Source organism: Celeribacter sp., from assembly GCF_048270365.1.
In the GTDB taxonomy this organism is placed as follows: Bacteria; Pseudomonadota; Alphaproteobacteria; order Rhodobacterales; family Rhodobacteraceae; genus Celeribacter.
The window spans coordinates 213735-228129 of record NZ_JBLWTA010000006.1 but is presented as its reverse complement, the minus strand read 5'-3'; the positions used below and the strand labels follow the sequence as shown (position 1 = coordinate 228129).

13 protein-coding genes are annotated in these 14395 nt (G+C 61.7%); all 13 read left to right on the top strand.

Going from position 1 to position 14395, the window contains the following annotated elements:
* The first annotated feature begins 12 nt into the window (after positions 1-12).
* Positions 13-1182 (top strand): peptidoglycan glycosyltransferase FtsW, encoded by a 1170-nt coding sequence (locus ACN0X0_RS10645; RefSeq protein ID WP_417261577.1) that lies wholly within the window; start codon positions 13-15, stop codon positions 1180-1182.
* A 20-nt stretch (positions 1183-1202) separates the two neighbouring features.
* Positions 1203-2300, top strand: coding sequence for an undecaprenyldiphospho-muramoylpentapeptide beta-N-acetylglucosaminyltransferase (murG, locus tag ACN0X0_RS10640; RefSeq protein WP_417279138.1), 1098 nt, complete (start codon positions 1203-1205; stop codon positions 2298-2300).
* A gap of 41 nt (positions 2301-2341) precedes the next feature.
* Positions 2342-3745 (top strand): UDP-N-acetylmuramate--L-alanine ligase, encoded by a 1404-nt coding sequence (gene murC, locus ACN0X0_RS10635; protein ID WP_417279137.1) that lies wholly within the window; start codon positions 2342-2344, stop codon positions 3743-3745.
* A 90-nt stretch (positions 3746-3835) separates the two neighbouring features.
* Positions 3836-5023, top strand: a complete 1188-nt coding sequence (locus ACN0X0_RS10630) for an APC family permease (protein WP_417279136.1) — start codon at positions 3836-3838, stop codon at positions 5021-5023.
* A gap of 10 nt (positions 5024-5033) precedes the next feature.
* The gene (locus ACN0X0_RS10625) at positions 5034-5297 is read left to right on the top strand and encodes a DUF2484 family protein (RefSeq protein ID WP_321364140.1); all 264 of its coding nucleotides are present in this window, start codon (positions 5034-5036) and stop codon (positions 5295-5297) included.
* Between the two features lie 12 nt (positions 5298-5309).
* Positions 5310-5570, top strand: a complete 261-nt coding sequence (locus ACN0X0_RS10620; RefSeq protein ID WP_417261581.1) for a DUF2484 family protein — start codon at positions 5310-5312, stop codon at positions 5568-5570.
* Positions 5567-6532, top strand: a complete 966-nt coding sequence (gene murB / locus ACN0X0_RS10615; RefSeq protein ID WP_417279135.1) for a UDP-N-acetylmuramate dehydrogenase — start codon at positions 5567-5569, stop codon at positions 6530-6532. Before ACN0X0_RS10620 ends, murB begins: the two co-directional genes overlap by 4 nt.
* Before the next feature lie 178 nt (positions 6533-6710).
* Positions 6711-7622 (top strand): D-alanine--D-alanine ligase, encoded by a 912-nt coding sequence (locus tag ACN0X0_RS10610; protein WP_417279134.1) that lies wholly within the window; start codon positions 6711-6713, stop codon positions 7620-7622.
* On the top strand, positions 7610-8602 hold the full coding sequence (locus ACN0X0_RS10605) for a cell division protein FtsQ/DivIB (RefSeq protein ID WP_417279133.1): 993 nt from the start codon (positions 7610-7612) through the stop codon (positions 8600-8602). The genes ACN0X0_RS10610 and ACN0X0_RS10605 overlap by 13 nt, the downstream gene beginning before the upstream one ends.
* Positions 8599-9930 (top strand): cell division protein FtsA, encoded by a 1332-nt coding sequence (gene ftsA, locus ACN0X0_RS10600; RefSeq protein ID WP_226550002.1) that lies wholly within the window; start codon positions 8599-8601, stop codon positions 9928-9930. The genes ACN0X0_RS10605 and ftsA overlap by 4 nt, the downstream gene beginning before the upstream one ends.
* A gap of 418 nt (positions 9931-10348) precedes the next feature.
* Positions 10349-12031 (top strand): cell division protein FtsZ, encoded by a 1683-nt coding sequence (ftsZ, locus tag ACN0X0_RS10595; RefSeq protein WP_417279132.1) that lies wholly within the window; start codon positions 10349-10351, stop codon positions 12029-12031.
* A gap of 391 nt (positions 12032-12422) precedes the next feature.
* Positions 12423-13364 (top strand): UDP-3-O-acyl-N-acetylglucosamine deacetylase, encoded by a 942-nt coding sequence (gene lpxC / locus ACN0X0_RS10590; RefSeq protein WP_417279131.1) that lies wholly within the window; start codon positions 12423-12425, stop codon positions 13362-13364.
* A gap of 186 nt (positions 13365-13550) precedes the next feature.
* Positions 13551-14387 (top strand): outer membrane protein assembly factor BamD, encoded by an 837-nt coding sequence (locus ACN0X0_RS10585; RefSeq protein WP_417261588.1) that lies wholly within the window; start codon positions 13551-13553, stop codon positions 14385-14387.
* The last annotated feature ends 8 nt before the right edge of the window (positions 14388-14395 follow it).

Sequence of the window (14395 nt, the reverse complement as noted above, 5' to 3'; positions counted from 1 at the left end):
GTAGGCGGTATCATGACAGAAATGGTGTATGGCTCGGCGCCGATGCGCGTTGGAGAGCCGATCTTGCCGCGTTGGTGGCGGACAATCGACAAATGGACGCTGTCCTGCGTCTTTATTCTTTTTGGTGTCGGGCTTTTGCTCGGGCTCGCGGCCTCGCCGCCTCTGGCCGAAAAGAACGGTTTCACGGACCTGTTCCACTACGTCAAACGTCAGGCGTTTTTTGGCTCTGTCGGGCTGATGGTGATGATCGGCATCACCATGATGGACCCGGCGCGGGTGCGCCGTTTTGCTGTTGTGGGCTTTGTTTTGGCACTTTTCTCGCTGTTTCTTCTGCCCGCTTTTGGTACGGATTTCGGCAAGGGCGCGACGCGGTGGTTCTCGCTTGGCTTTGCCGCTGTGCAGCCGTCGGAATTCCTCAAACCCGCCTTCGTCATCACCTCCGCCTGGCTCATGGCCGCCGGTCTTGAAATCGGGGGGCCTCCGGGGCGGATGTATTCTTTCCTGATCACCTCGCTCGTCGTGGTCCTTCTGGCGCTGCAACCGGATTTCGGGCAGGCCTCTCTCATCCTGTTCGCGTGGGGTGTGATGTATTTCGTGGCTGGCGCGCCGCTGACGCTCTTGGTCGGCATTGCCGGTCTCGTCGTCTTGGGCGGCACCTTCGCCTATAACAACTCCGAACACTTCGCGCGCCGTATCGACGGATTCCTGAACCCGACGATCGATCCCACGACCCAGATCGGCTACGCCACCAACGCCATCCGTGAGGGTGGTTTCTTTGGCGTCGGCGTGGGCGAGGGGACCGTGAAATGGTCGCTGCCCGATGCGCATACCGACTTTATCATCGCGGTCGCTGCCGAAGAATACGGGCTGATCCTTGTGCTCGTGATCATCGCGCTTTACGCGACCATCACCGTGCGCTCGCTCTGGCGTTTGCTGAAAGAACGCGACCCCTTCATTCGCCTTGCGGGCACCGGGCTGGCCTGCGCTTTCGGCATTCAGGCTTTCATCAACATGGGCGTCGCGGTGCGGCTTTTGCCCGCCAAAGGCATGACGCTGCCGTTTGTGTCCTATGGCGGCTCGTCCTTGATCGCTTCTGGTATTGCGCTTGGTGCACTGCTTGCCTTTACCCGCACCCGTCCGCAGGGCGAGATCGGTGACATCCTGATCCGTCGCGGCCGCTGACAAAATAAAAGAGGTTCCAAATGACCCAAGCCCCCCTTCTTGTCATCGCCGCTGGCGGCACCGGCGGACATATGTTCCCGGCGCAGTCTCTGGCCGAGGTGATGCTGGCGCGGGGGTGGCGGGTCAAACTTTCGACCGACGCCCGTGGCGCGCGCTACACCGGCGCCTTCCCGCAGGCGGTGGAGATCGAGGTCATGCCCTCGGCCACCTTCGCGCGCGGTGGCATTGCCGCCAAAGCGATGGTCCTGCCGCGCATCATGGGCGGCGTGTTCAAGGCCATGTCGAACTTCATGCGCGACAAGCCCGCCGTGGTGGTGGGCTTTGGCGGCTATCCGGCGATCCCGGCGGTGGCGGCGGCGACACTGATGAAACTGCCGCGCATGATCCACGAGCAAAACGGCATTCTGGGCCGGGTCAATCAGGTCTTTGCCAAACGCGTCGATAAGGTTGCCTGCGGCACATGGCCGACCACGCTGCCCGAGGGCGTCGAGGGCGTCTACACTGGCAATCCGGTGCGCGGCGCGATTTTGGAAAAATACGCAGCGCCCTACATTGTGCCCGGCGACTACCCGATGGAAATCCTGATCATGGGCGGCTCGCAAGGCGCGCGCATTCTCTCCGACGTGGTGCCCGAAGCCATCGCGCGCCTGCCGGAGCGGATGCTTGCCAACCTGCGCATCAGCCAACAGGCCCGCGCCGAAGACCTTGACCGCGTGGTCGCGTTTTACCAGACCCAAGGCATTCAGGCCGATGTGCAGACCTTCATCCACGACGTGCCGAAGCGCATGAGCGAGAGCCAATTGGTGATCACCCGCTCGGGCGCCTCGTCGGTGGCGGATGTCTCTGTGATCGGACGCCCTGCGATTTTCATCCCCTTCGCGGCGGCCACCGCAGACCACCAGACCGCGAACGCGCGCGGGCTCGTGGAGGCGAACGCGGCGATCATGATCCCCGAAAGCAAGCTGACGCCCGAGAGCCTCTCCGAGCAGATCGAAAACGTGCTGAGCCACCCCGACGGCGCCTTGATGATGGCGCAGGCGGCGCTTTCTGTGGCGAAGCCGCAAGCGGCCGAGGAATTGGCGGCGCTGGTCGAAGATCTGGCTTTCAAGACAAAATAACGATGCCAATTTAAGGCACGACAGACGAGTGAGACGATAAGATGAACGCGAGCGTAACCAAACTCCCCACCGAAATGGGCCCGATCCACTTTGTCGGCATCGGCGGCATTGGCATGTCCGGCATTGCCGAGGTGCTGTTGAACCATGGCTATCGGGTGCAGGGGTCGGATTTGAAGGCCTCGAAAATCACGGATCGTCTCAAGGAATTGGGCGCGGTGATCTATGAGGGCCAGCGCGCGGAAAACCTCGAAGACGCCGAGGTCGTGGTGATCTCAAGCGCGATCAAGCCGGGCAACCCGGAGCTGGACGCGGCGCGTCTCAAAGGCCTTCCGGTGGTGCGCCGCGCGGAGATGCTTGCCGAGCTTATGCGCCTCAAATCCAACGTCGCCGTTGCCGGCACCCACGGCAAGACGACGACCACCACGCTTGTGGCGGAATTGCTCGTGGCGGGCGGCATCGACCCGACGGTGATCAACGGCGGCATCATCCACGCTTATGGCTCGAACGCCCGGATGGGGCAGGGCGACTGGATGGTCGTCGAGGCCGATGAGAGCGACGGGACCTTCAACCGTCTCCCCGCCACCATCGCCATCGTCACCAACATCGACCCGGAGCATATGGAGCATTGGGGCACCATCGAGAAGTTGCGCGAAGGTTTCTACGATTTCGTCTCCGGCATTCCGTTTTACGGCCTCGCGGTCTGTTGCACCGATCACCCGGAGGTCCAGAGCCTCGTCGGCAAGATCACCGACCGCCGTGTCGTGACCTACGGCTTCAACGCCCAGGCCGATGTGCGGGCCGTCAATCTGACCTATCTGAAAGGTGTTGCGCAGTTCGACATCGTGCTGGCCGCCGAGGATATGGTGATCGAGGGCTGTACCCTGCCGATGCCGGGGGATCACAACGTGTCCAATGCTTTGGCCGCCGTCGCCGTCTCGCGCCATCTCGGTATGAAGGCCGAAGAGATCAAACAGGCCTTGGCCGCCTTCGGTGGTGTGAACCGTCGCTTCACTAAGGTTGGCGAGATCAATGGTGTCACGATCATTGACGATTATGGCCACCATCCGGTCGAGATTGCCGCCGTGCTGAAAGCCGCGCGTCAGGCCTCTGAAGGTCGCGTCATCGCTGTGCATCAGCCGCACCGTTATTCGCGTCTGCATAGCCTGTTCGACGATTTCTGCACCTGTTTCAACGAGGCCGATGTCGTCGGCATCGCCGAGGTTTACGCCGCGGGCGAGGAGCCGATCGAAGGCGCCTCGCGCGACGATCTGGTCGCAGGTCTCATCCGCCACGGCCACCGCCATGCGCGCGCTGTGACCTCCGAAGACGATCTGGTGCGTCTGGTGCGCGAACAGACCCGCGAGGGCGATATGGTCGTGTGCCTCGGAGCAGGGACGATTTCCGCCTGGGCGCACAACCTGCCGGAGCGGTTGTCAAAGGGCTGAGGGGCAAAAGGCTCAGCGCTGCTTTGTTCTGACGCAGAGACAGAGGGGCTGTTCCGGGCTAATCTTGGAACAACGTCTCTGGAGACCGCCATGTCCGACCATCTCAAACGCCGCATCGGCCCCGGATTGCTCACCGCTTACGGCGTGGGCGTCATGGTCGGTGCGGGGATTTATGTCCTCGTCGGTACAGTTGCGGCGCAGGCTGGGATTTACGCGCCCTTGGCCTTTTTGCTCGCGGGCCTGATCGCTGCGCCCTCCGCGCTGTCCTATGCCGAATTGTCCACCCGCATCCCAGAGGCGGCGGGCGAGGCGGCCTATGTCGAGGCGGGCACCGGATCGCGGGCTTTGGGCCTGATCGTCGGGCTTGCGATTGTTGCGGGCGGGACCCTGTCGGCCGCCGCCGTTCTCAGAGGTGGCGCGGGCTATCTCACGGGGTTCGTTGACATTCCCCTCAATCTCGCCGTCGTCGGGTTGGGCCTCATGCTTTTGGCCGTCGCCATCATCGGCGTGCTGGAAAGCCTCGCCATGGCGGCTCTTTTCACTGTGATCGAGGTCATCGGTCTGGCGCTCGTCGTCTGGGCCGGGTGGCAGGCGCCCGTGTCGCCGGATTTCACCGCCCCTGCCGCTCCGTATTTTTCCGGCATCGGTGTCGCTGCGACGCTCGCGTTCTTTGCCTTCATCGGCTTTGAGGACATTGTCAACATGGCCGAAGAGGTCAAACGCCCCGAGCGCAGCCTGCCCATCGCCATCATTGGCTCGCTGATCATCACCACGCTGCTCTACGCGGGCGTCACCGTCACCGCCGTGCGCGCCGTCCCGCTCGAAGACCTCGCCGCCTCCGAGCGTCCTTTGGCGCTGGTTTACGAGGCGGGTGGGGGGCATGCCGTCGTGCTGTCTGCCATCGCCGTCACCGCCGCCTTGAACGGGGTTCTGGCGCAGGTTGTGATGGCCGCGCGGGTATTGTTCGGCCTTGGTAAGCACGGCGGGCCGCTTGGGGTCTTCCGCCACGCTCACCCACGGTTCGGAACGCCGGTTCTGGCCACCGTCTTGATCGGCGCGGTGGTGATCGGCGCGGCGCTTGTGCTGCCGGTTTCCGATCTGGCGGGCGTGACGTCTACGATCCTTTTGGTGGTCTTCACGCTGGTGAACGGCGCGCTCATCCTTCTGAAACGCCAAAGTCCCAAAGCGCCCTTCCGTGTGGCCGCTTGGGTGCCCGTTGTGGGCCTGATCTTCGCGCTTTTGGCGCTCGTGGCGTTCGCCTTTGGGGCCGTCTCGTGAGGGCTTTGTCATGAAAGCCCTTGTTTCCTTCGTCGACAATCCCCTGATAGCGCTCGCATTATGGGCGCTTGCCACCATGGCGCTTGCTCCGTTACCCTTGCGCTACCAGATTCTCCCCGGATCAGCGCTTTTGCTCGTGCTGCCCGTGGTGCTCATCTGGACCGGGCTGACCTATGGGGTGTGGCCTGTGTTGATCGGTTTAGCTGCTGCCGTGTCTTTGTTTCGAAAGCCGCTCAAGGTGCTGTGGAGGCGTCTTGTGCGGGGGATCAAATAGGAAGTGGCCGCTATGACCCTGTCCCTCACTCTGGCCTGTTTTTGGGCCGTGCTCGCCAATGTGATCGCGATGTTCCCGTCGCGCCGCCACCATTGGCCCGCAGCCTATGTGCTGATCGCGCTGGGGGTTCCTCTTCTGGGATTTGTCACCTATGAGAACGGGCCATGGATCGGGCTTGTGGTGTTTGCCGCAGGCGTGTCGATCCTGCGCTGGCCTGTGGTTTACTTAGGCCGGTGGATCAGACGAACCTTGGCGCGAGGCCCCGCAGAATGACCTATCCCACCCCCCGTGGCAAACTGACCGAGAACCGTGCGCTCGCCGATCTCACATGGTTGCGTGTCGGCGGGCCTGCGGATGCTTTGTTTCAGCCGGCGGACCTTGAGGATTTGCAGAGTTTTCTCGCCGCTCTCGACCCCTCCGTCGCCGTCTTTCCGATGGGTGTCGGCTCGAACCTGATCGTGCGCGACGGGGGTATTCGCGCCGTGGTGATCCGCATGGGGCGGGGGTTTAATGGCATCGAGATCGAGGGCAATCGGGTGACCGCCGGTGTCGCCATGCTGGACGCCCATGTGGCGCGCAAAGCGGCGCAAGCCGGGTTGGACCTGACCTTCCTGCGCACCATTCCCGGCGCCATCGGCGGCGCTGTGCGGATGAATGCCGGGTGCTACGGGTCTTATGTGGCCGATCATTTCGTCTCCGCCAAAGCCGTGACGCGGGACGGCGATATGGTGACGCTCACTGCCGAAGACCTGAATTTCCAATACCGCCAGACCGACCTGCCAAAGGGCTATGTGATCGTCGAAGCCACGTTTGAGGCCGAACGCGGCAATCCCGCAGAGCTTGAGGCCCGCATGGTGGATCAACTCGCCCGCCGCGATGCCTCCCAGCCGACCAAAGAGCGCAGCGCAGGTTCGACGTTTCGCAACCCGGCGGGGTTCTCCTCGACGGGTAAGGCCGACGATGTGCATGATCTCAAGGCCTGGAAGGTGATCGACGACGCGGGCCTTCGGGGCTTTTCCATCGGCGGCGCGCAGATGAGCGAGATGCATTCCAACTTTATGATCAACACCGGTGAGGCCACAGCACAAGATCTCGAACTGTTGGGCGAGACGGTGCGAAAAAAAGTATTTCAAAACGCCGGTCTCGCGTTACAGTGGGAAATTAAGCGCATCGGCGAATTTTCTGGCGATCCGATCCCGGATGGCCTTGCCGAAGCACAGATTTCCGAGGCATAAGTGCCTTACGCGCTCAGGGCAGGGCGTGTTTTCCCGAAAGGGAGCAAATCAGACCCCGAAACGGGGCGATTTTTCAAAGGGTCACACAAGATGACCCGATATGAAAAGGGCCACATAAGATGGCCCAGTGTGTCACGGGTCGCGAAAAGACGATCCTGTAAATTTGAGGCGAGTGGACATGTCGAGCAGGCAGTCCCCGAAAGTCGCGGTCCTCAAAGGCGGTCCCTCTGCTGAACGCGAGGTGTCTTTGTCTTCCGGTCGCGAATGCGCAGAGGCGCTTCGGGGTGAAGGATTCGAAGTGGTTGAGATCGACGCAGGTGAAGACCTGTGCGCTGAGCTGACGGCGGCGGCGCCCGATGTCGTGTTCAACGCACTGCATGGTCGGTTCGGCGAAGACGGCTGTGTTCAGGGTCTGCTCGAATGGATGCGCCTTCCCTACACCCACTCCGGCGTGCTCTCTTCGGCTTTGGCCATGGATAAGGAAAAGACCAAAGAGGTCTACCGTGCCGCTGGCCTTCCGATCGTGCCCTCCAAACTGGCGTCCCGCTTTGAGGTCGAAGCCGGTCATGTGATGGCCCCGCCCTATGTGGTGAAACCCTATAACGAAGGCTCCTCGGTAGGTGTCTACATCGTGCGCGAGGGCTCCAACGCGCCGCGCCTGTCGGATGAGATGCCTGCGGTGGTCATGGTCGAGCAATATGCGCCGGGCCGCGAGCTGACCTGTTCGGTGATGGGCGACAAAGCGCTCTGCGTCACCGATATTCTCACCGATGGCTGGTATGACTACGAGGCGAAATACGCCACGGGCGGCTCGCGCCACGTCTGCCCCGCCGAAATCCCCGAAGAGATCGCAGCGGCCTGTCAGGACTACGCGCTCAAGGCGCATCAGGTGCTTGGCTGTCGCGGTGTGTCGCGGACGGATTTCCGTTGGGATGAAAGCAAAGGCCTCGACGGTCTGGTGCTTTTGGAAACCAACACCCAGCCGGGCATGACGCCGACCTCGCTGTCGCCGGAGCAGGCGCAAAAGAGCGGCATCACTTTTGGCCAGTTCTGCAAATGGATGGTGGAGGACGCCTCATGCGACCGATAGATCCCACTGAATTTGCCAAAGGCCCGACGCTTGGCGGCTCCGCCCGCGTGTCCGAAGCCGTTGCCCGCGCCATCCGTGCGCGCCGTGGTCAGGGCGGCGAGACGGAGAGCGCGCCGCAGCGTCCGCGTGACCCGGCGCCGTCGCGAACCGCCTACCGGATGAGCCGCCTCTGGCTCACGCCGTCGTTCCGCTTTTTCCTCCGCCGCATCGCGCCGATCGCGGCGGTCGCGGCCTGCATCGGGCTTTGGTTTGCGCCTGAAGACAACCGCGAGGCCTTCATGGGGCAGGTCATGGCGATCAAGGCCGAGGTCCAGAACCGCCCCGAGTTCATGGTCAAACTCATGGCCATCGACGGCGCCTCGGGCGAGCTGTCCGAAGACATTCGCGAAGTCATGGCCCAGGATTTTCCGGTGTCCTCCTTTGACCTCGATCTGCCGGGGCTTTTGGCGCAAGTCGAAAGCCTGGATGCGGTCGAAAGCGCCGGGCTGCACGTTCGTGCGGGCGGCATCTTGCAGGTCGACATTGTCGAGCGCACCCCCGCCGTGGTCTGGCGCTCCGATCTGGGGTTGGAGATGTTGGATGCCGAGGGGCACCGTGTTGCCGCCTTGGGCAGCCGTCTGGATCGTCCTGACCTGCCGTTGATTGCGGGCGAGGGGGCGGATCGCGTTGTGCCCGAAGCCATGGCGATCCTCAAATCCGCCGGTCCCCTGACACCGCGTCTGCGCGGGTTGGTGCGGGTGGGCGAGCGCCGCTGGAACCTCGTTTTGGACCGCGATCAGGTGATCCTCCTGCCGGAGGTCAAACCGCTGGGTGCGCTGGCGCAGGTGGTGGCGCTGGATCAGGCCAAAGATCTTTTGGGGCGTGACGTGGCCGTGGTCGACATGCGCCGTCCGACCCGACCGACCGTGCGTCTCACAGAGGCTGCACAAGACGAATTGAAACGCCTGCGGGGCGTCGAACTTGGAGTGTCTTATCGATGACCGATTTGTACGAAGCCCAACGGGCCATGCGGAACATGCGCAAAGCCGCCCTGCAACGCGGTGTGATTGCCATTCTCGATGTGGGCAGCTCGAAAATCGCCTGTCTGGTGCTGCGCTTTGACGGCGAGCGTTTCATGGGCGGCGATGGGGTCGGGGCCTTGGCCGGTCAATCGTCCTTCCGTGTCATCGGCGCCGCCACCACCCGCTCGCGCGGTGTGCGTTTTGGCGAGATCGAAGCCATGGCCGAAACCGAACGCGCCATCCGCACTGCCGTGCAGGCCGCGCAAAAGATGGCGCAGACCCGTGTGGATCACGTCATCGCCTGTTTCTCCGGCGGCAGCCCGCGCTCTTATGGCATCGCGGGGCAGGTCGAGGTCGAATATGACACCGTGTCGGAACAGGACGTCGCCCGCGTGCTCGCCTCTTCCGACGTGCCGGATTATGGCAACCACCGCGATGTGCTGCACGCCCAGCCGGTGAACTTTCAGCTCGATCACCGCTCCGGCCTCAAGGACCCGCGCGGTCAGATCGGCCAGAACCTCGCCGTCGACATGCATATGCTGACGGTGGACACGGCCACGATCCAGAACCTTCTCTATTGTATCAAACGCTGTGACCTCGAAGTCGCGGGTCTGGCCTCTGGCGCTTACGTGTCCGGCATTTCTGCTCTAGTGGAAGATGAACAGGAACTTGGTGCGGCCTGTATCGACATGGGGGGCGGCGCGACCGACGTGTCGATCTTTATGAAGAAACACATGATCTATGCGGATTCTGTGCGGATGGGCGGCGATCACGTCACCTCCGACATCGCGATGGGTCTGCAAATCCCGCTGGCCACCGCCGAGCGGATCAAGACCTTTTACGGCGGTATCGTCGCCACCGGCATGGACGACCGCGAGATGATCGAGGTCGGCAGCGATTGTGGCGATTGGGAGAAAGACCGCCGCACTGTGAGCCGTGCCGAGTTGATCGGCATCATCCGTCCGCGCGTCGAGGAAATCCTCGAAGGTGTGCGCGAATGTCTGGATGCTGCAGGGTTTGAACATATGCCCAGCCAACAGATCGTTCTGACGGGCGGGGCCTCGCAAATTCCGGGGCTTGATAGTCTTGCGCCGAAAATCCTTGGTCAGAATGTCCGCATCGGACGGCCTTTGCGGGTCCAAGGCCTGCCGCAGGCAGCCACGGGCGCGGCCTTTGCCTCCGCCGTCGGTCTGTGCCTCTTTGCCGCTAATCCGCAAGACGAATGGTGGGATTTTGAGATTCCTGCGGAACGCTATCCGGCGCGGTCCCTGAAACGTGCGGTGCGCTGGTTCAAAGACAATTGGTAAGCGGTTGCAGCCCCTATTGCAGGTCGTGCGGGGGCTGTGATAAACACTACATATAGGCAGAAGGCCCGGGAAACGGGTCGGTTAGACATAAGGCACAAGAGCAGTGCCCGGACATGACAGCGATGCTTTGCGGCATCTCAGGCCCTCTTTGTAGGGGGCGAGGGGGATCGCCTCTTTTTGTATGCCCGAATGGTTAACCGCTAAATCTGGCCTCATGCGCAAAATCCCGCCGAAAATAGCGGCATTATACCCCATATTTTGTGGCATTCCCGTGTTTTTGGGATGACGCCGTAGACGAAACCCCATAATATTAAGGGTGAATAGGTAAAGTTTGCCCCGATTCACGGGGCGGGGACATCGGGCGGTTTGGGCAGAATGTGCAAGCGCCCCGGCACGAGAGAAAGCAGGCGGTACACTCATGGCTTTGAATCTGACGATGCCCGAGCGGGACGAGTTGAAACCCAAGATCACGGTCTTCGGCGTTGGCGGCGCGGGCGGCAATGCGGTCAACAACATGATCGAAAAGGCGCTTGAGGGCGTCGAATTCGTCGTGGCGAACACCGACGCGCAGGCGCTGCAACACGCCAAGGCACAGGCCCGCATCCAAATGGGGCTGAAAGTGACCGAAGGTCTGGGCGCAGGTGCACGTCCTTCCGTGGGCGCCGCCGCAGCCGAGGAAAGCATCGAGGCCATCGTCGATCAACTGGCGGGCGCGCATATGTGCTTCATCACCGCCGGTATGGGCGGCGGCACCGGCACGGGCGCGGCTCCGATCATTGCGCAGGCCGCGCGTGAGCTGGGCGTTCTGACCGTTGGCGTTGTGACCAAACCCTTCCAATTCGAAGGCGCGAAACGTATGCGTCAGGCGGACGAGGGCGTCGAGCAGCTTCAGAAAATGGTCGACACGCTGATCGTGATCCCGAACCAGAACCTGTTCCGCCTCGCCAACGAGAAAACCACCTTTACCGAGGCCTTCTCCATGGCCGATGACGTGTTGTACCAAGGCGTCAAAGGCATCTCCGATCTCATGGTCCGTCCGGGCCTCATCAACCTCGACTTTGCCGATGTGCGTTCCGTGATGGACGAAATGGGCAAGGCGATGATGGGCACCGGCGAAGCCACCGGCGAAGATCGTGCCGTGCAAGCCGCCGAGAAAGCCATCGCCAACCCGCTTCTGGACGAGATTTCGCTCAAAGGCGCGAAAGGCGTGTTGATCAACATCACTGGCGGGCACGACCTGACGCTGTTCGAACTGGACGAAGCCGCCAACCGCATCCGCGAAGAGGTCGATCCGGAAGCCAACATCATCGTCGGCTCCACGCTCGACAACGACATGGACGGAGCGATGCGTGTGTCCGTCGTCGCCACTGGCATCGACGCCACCGTGGTTGCCGAAGTGCCGGTGCCGCGTCGCCGTCTGGCCGAGCCGCTGCAAGAGCCGACCGTTGTCGAGGAAAAGCTTGAGCAAGCCGCTCCCGCAGCTGTGGCTGCCGCCGCCGCTGTCGAGGCCGCTGCCTACGAAGAGCCGGCCCAGCCGACCCTTGATGTCTTCGATCCGCAGGCAACGCATGCCCGTACTGAGGTCCGCACCTCTGCGCCGGAAGAGAGCTTCCGTGCGCTCGACGACGATCTGCCGCCGCCGGCCTATCAGCCGCGTCCGCAGCCCGCGCCGCAACCGGCCATGCACGAACCGCAGGCCGATGCTTTCGTGGCACCCCGTGCGCCCGCTCCGGGCACGCCGTCGCCGGAAGCCATGGCCCGTCTTCAGGCCGCTGTCTCCAAACAGCCGCGCGCCGACGTGCGTCACGAGCAACAGCAACCGCGTTACGCCCAACCGGCGGCCCATCCCGCCGCAGAAGCCAAACCGGCCCGTTTCGGCATCAACTCCCTGATCGGTCGCATGACCGGCCATGGCGGCGAAGAAGAGGCGCGTCATCAGGCCGCTCTTGCCGCGCCCGCACCGCAACCGCAGCAGGCCCGTTTCGGTGCCCAGCCGCAGGTGCGTCCGCAGGTGCATCAGGCCTATGACGAGGATCAGGACCCGAACCCGGAGACTGACAAAATCGAAATCCCGGCCTTCCTGCGCCGTCAGGCGAACTGATATAAAGCTGTGATTGGGGGCCTTTGAGGCCGAATGACCCTAAAGCGTTTCTCAAAAAACTTGAGGCACTCAATTTTTGAGAAACGCAGCACTATCAATTCAGTGTGGCAACGTTTTTCGCTCAATCTGAAACAGATTAAACGAAAAACTCTTTAGGTCACAATCACAGATATTACAGACCCTAAAAGGCCGCCTTCGGGCGGTCTTTTTTATTTTAAAACAATGCATTGCCGCGTTGCGGCAAAATCCTGCGCGGTTTTTTGCCTCTGCTCAAAGGGAGATGTTTCAATCCGTTACAAAGATTGAGTTGAGGTGGGGCGGGGGGAATGGTTATTTCAATATCAACCAAGCCCGAAGTGTATTTGGGCAGAGGTGAATAAAAAGTTAAAACATGAGGCACAAAGTGCAGAGCACAGTCGCAAAAGAAATTCGGTTTGACGGGGTGGGTCTCCACTCCGGGACGCCTGCGTGCCTTGTGCTTTCGCCTGCACCTTCGGGGCATGGCATCGTCTTTGTGCGCTCTGATCTCACTGCTGACGTGAATGCCCGCATTCCCGCCCGCTGGGACGCTGTCGTTCCCTCGCAGCTTTGCACGCTCATTCGCAACGAAGATGGCGTCGAGCTGTCGACCATCGAACATATCATGGCCGCGCTGGCGGGCTGTGGCGTGACCAATGTCATTGTCTCTGTCGATGGTCCGGAAGTGCCGATCCTCGATGGTTCCGCTGCCCCCTTTGTCGATGGCATCTTGGCCACTGGCCTCGTGCGTCAGGACGGTCCGGCGCGGGCGCTGAAGATTCTGAAACCCGTCGAAGTTGAAACCGAGAGCGCCACCGCGCGCCTCGAACCTTCTGAGGCGATGGAAATCGAATTCCACATCGACTTCGCCGATCGCGCGATCGGTGTGCAGGACAAACATCTCGTGATGGCCAATGGCGCCTTCGTGCGTGAACTGTCGAATTGCCGCACCTTCTGCCGTCAGGCCGAGGTCGATATGATGCAGGCCAATGGTCTGGCTCTGGGCGGTGTCGCCGGTGAGAACGCCGTTGTCTTCGATGACGACAAGGTCAACGGCGGCCCCTCCGGTCTGCGCCATGCGGACGAGCCGGTGCGTCACAAGATGCTCGATGCTTTGGGCGATCTCTACCTTGCGGGTGCACCGATTCTGGGGCGCTACGTCGGTCAGAAATCCGGCCACGCTGTGACCAATGCGCTTCTGCGCAAACTCTTTGCCACGCCGGGGGCCTGGGCCTTTGTCACGGTGGACGCGAAAACCGCGAAACGCCTGCCGGGTGCCGGTGTCAGCCGCGCTGATCTGGCCTTTTGCGCCTGATCTTTCGGCTCATCTTTCGGCTTGGGCGAGCAACAGGATAGCCCCACATTCCCGCGCATTTTACGACGTGACGATCACGTGACGACTTTTCCCGTCTAAAGGCGTTTTGCCTCGGATTTTTCTGTGCTAGGAGTGTGGGCACGCCCCCAAGGAGGGGCGTGTGGAACGGTGAGGGTAGGGCCTTTCATGACGGCACGAAAAACAGGTCATTTCGCAGTAGTTGTTGGATTTTCCATGGCTTTTTTGACAGCCTGTGGGAACAATGCTCCGACGCGCGATTTGGAGGGCTACCCGGCCGAAGAGATCTACGCCCGCGCGGAATATGAGATCACGCAAAAAGATTACGGCGACGCTGCGCAGTATTTTGGCGAGGTCGAGCGGTTGTACCCCTATTCCGACTGGGCCAAACGTGCGCTGATCATGCAGGCCTTCTCCTATCACCGCGACAAGGATTACGAGAACGCCCGTGTTTCCGCGCAGCGTTTCCTCGATTTCTACCCCGCCGACGAAGATGCCGCCTATGCGCAATACCTTCTGGCGCTGTCCTATTATGACCAGATCGACGATGTGGGCCGCGATCAGGGCCTGACCTTCCAGGCGTTGCAAGCTCTGCGTGCCGTGATCGAGCGGTATCCCGACACCGAATATGCGCGCTCTGCGATTCTGAAATTCGATCTGGCCTTCGATCACCTTGCTGGCAAGGAGATGGAGATCGGGCGCTATTACCTCAAGCGCAAGCATTACGCCGCCGCCACCAATCGGTTCCGCGTCGTGGTGGAGCAATTCCAGACCACGCAACACACGCCGGAGGCGCTGCATCGCCTGGTCGAAAGCTATCTGGCGCTGGGTCTTGTGGAAGAGGCGCAGACCGCTGGTGCGATCCTCGGTCACAACTACCAGTCGACCGAGTGGTATCAGGACAGCTACAAATTGCTGACGGGGCAGGGGCTTGAGCCGAAAGCCTTTGAAAACAACTGGCTTGGCGCGATCTATCGTCAGATGATCCGCGGCGAATGGCTCTGAGGCTCACA

Excerpts from the sequence above, each read along its gene's own strand:
- ACN0X0_RS10645 (WP_417261577.1), top strand. The coding sequence starts at position 13 with ATGACAGAAATGGTGTATGGCTCGGCGCCGATGCGCGTTGGAGAGCCG.
- murG (WP_417279138.1), top strand. The coding sequence starts at position 1,203 with ATGACCCAAGCCCCCCTTCTTGTCATCGCCGCTGGCGGCACCGGCGGA.
- murC (WP_417279137.1), top strand. The coding sequence starts at position 2,342 with ATGAACGCGAGCGTAACCAAACTCCCCACCGAAATGGGCCCGATCCAC.
- ACN0X0_RS10630 (WP_417279136.1), top strand. The coding sequence starts at position 3,836 with ATGTCCGACCATCTCAAACGCCGCATCGGCCCCGGATTGCTCACCGCT.
- ACN0X0_RS10625 (WP_321364140.1), top strand. The coding sequence starts at position 5,034 with ATGAAAGCCCTTGTTTCCTTCGTCGACAATCCCCTGATAGCGCTCGCA.
- ACN0X0_RS10620 (WP_417261581.1), top strand. The coding sequence starts at position 5,310 with ATGACCCTGTCCCTCACTCTGGCCTGTTTTTGGGCCGTGCTCGCCAAT.
- murB (WP_417279135.1), top strand. The coding sequence starts at position 5,567 with ATGACCTATCCCACCCCCCGTGGCAAACTGACCGAGAACCGTGCGCTC.
- ACN0X0_RS10610 (WP_417279134.1), top strand. The coding sequence starts at position 6,711 with ATGTCGAGCAGGCAGTCCCCGAAAGTCGCGGTCCTCAAAGGCGGTCCC.
- ACN0X0_RS10605 (WP_417279133.1), top strand. The coding sequence starts at position 7,610 with ATGCGACCGATAGATCCCACTGAATTTGCCAAAGGCCCGACGCTTGGC.
- ftsA (WP_226550002.1), top strand. The coding sequence starts at position 8,599 with ATGACCGATTTGTACGAAGCCCAACGGGCCATGCGGAACATGCGCAAA.
- ftsZ (WP_417279132.1), top strand. The coding sequence starts at position 10,349 with ATGGCTTTGAATCTGACGATGCCCGAGCGGGACGAGTTGAAACCCAAG.
- lpxC (WP_417279131.1), top strand. The coding sequence starts at position 12,423 with ATGAGGCACAAAGTGCAGAGCACAGTCGCAAAAGAAATTCGGTTTGAC.
- ACN0X0_RS10585 (WP_417261588.1), top strand. The coding sequence starts at position 13,551 with ATGACGGCACGAAAAACAGGTCATTTCGCAGTAGTTGTTGGATTTTCC.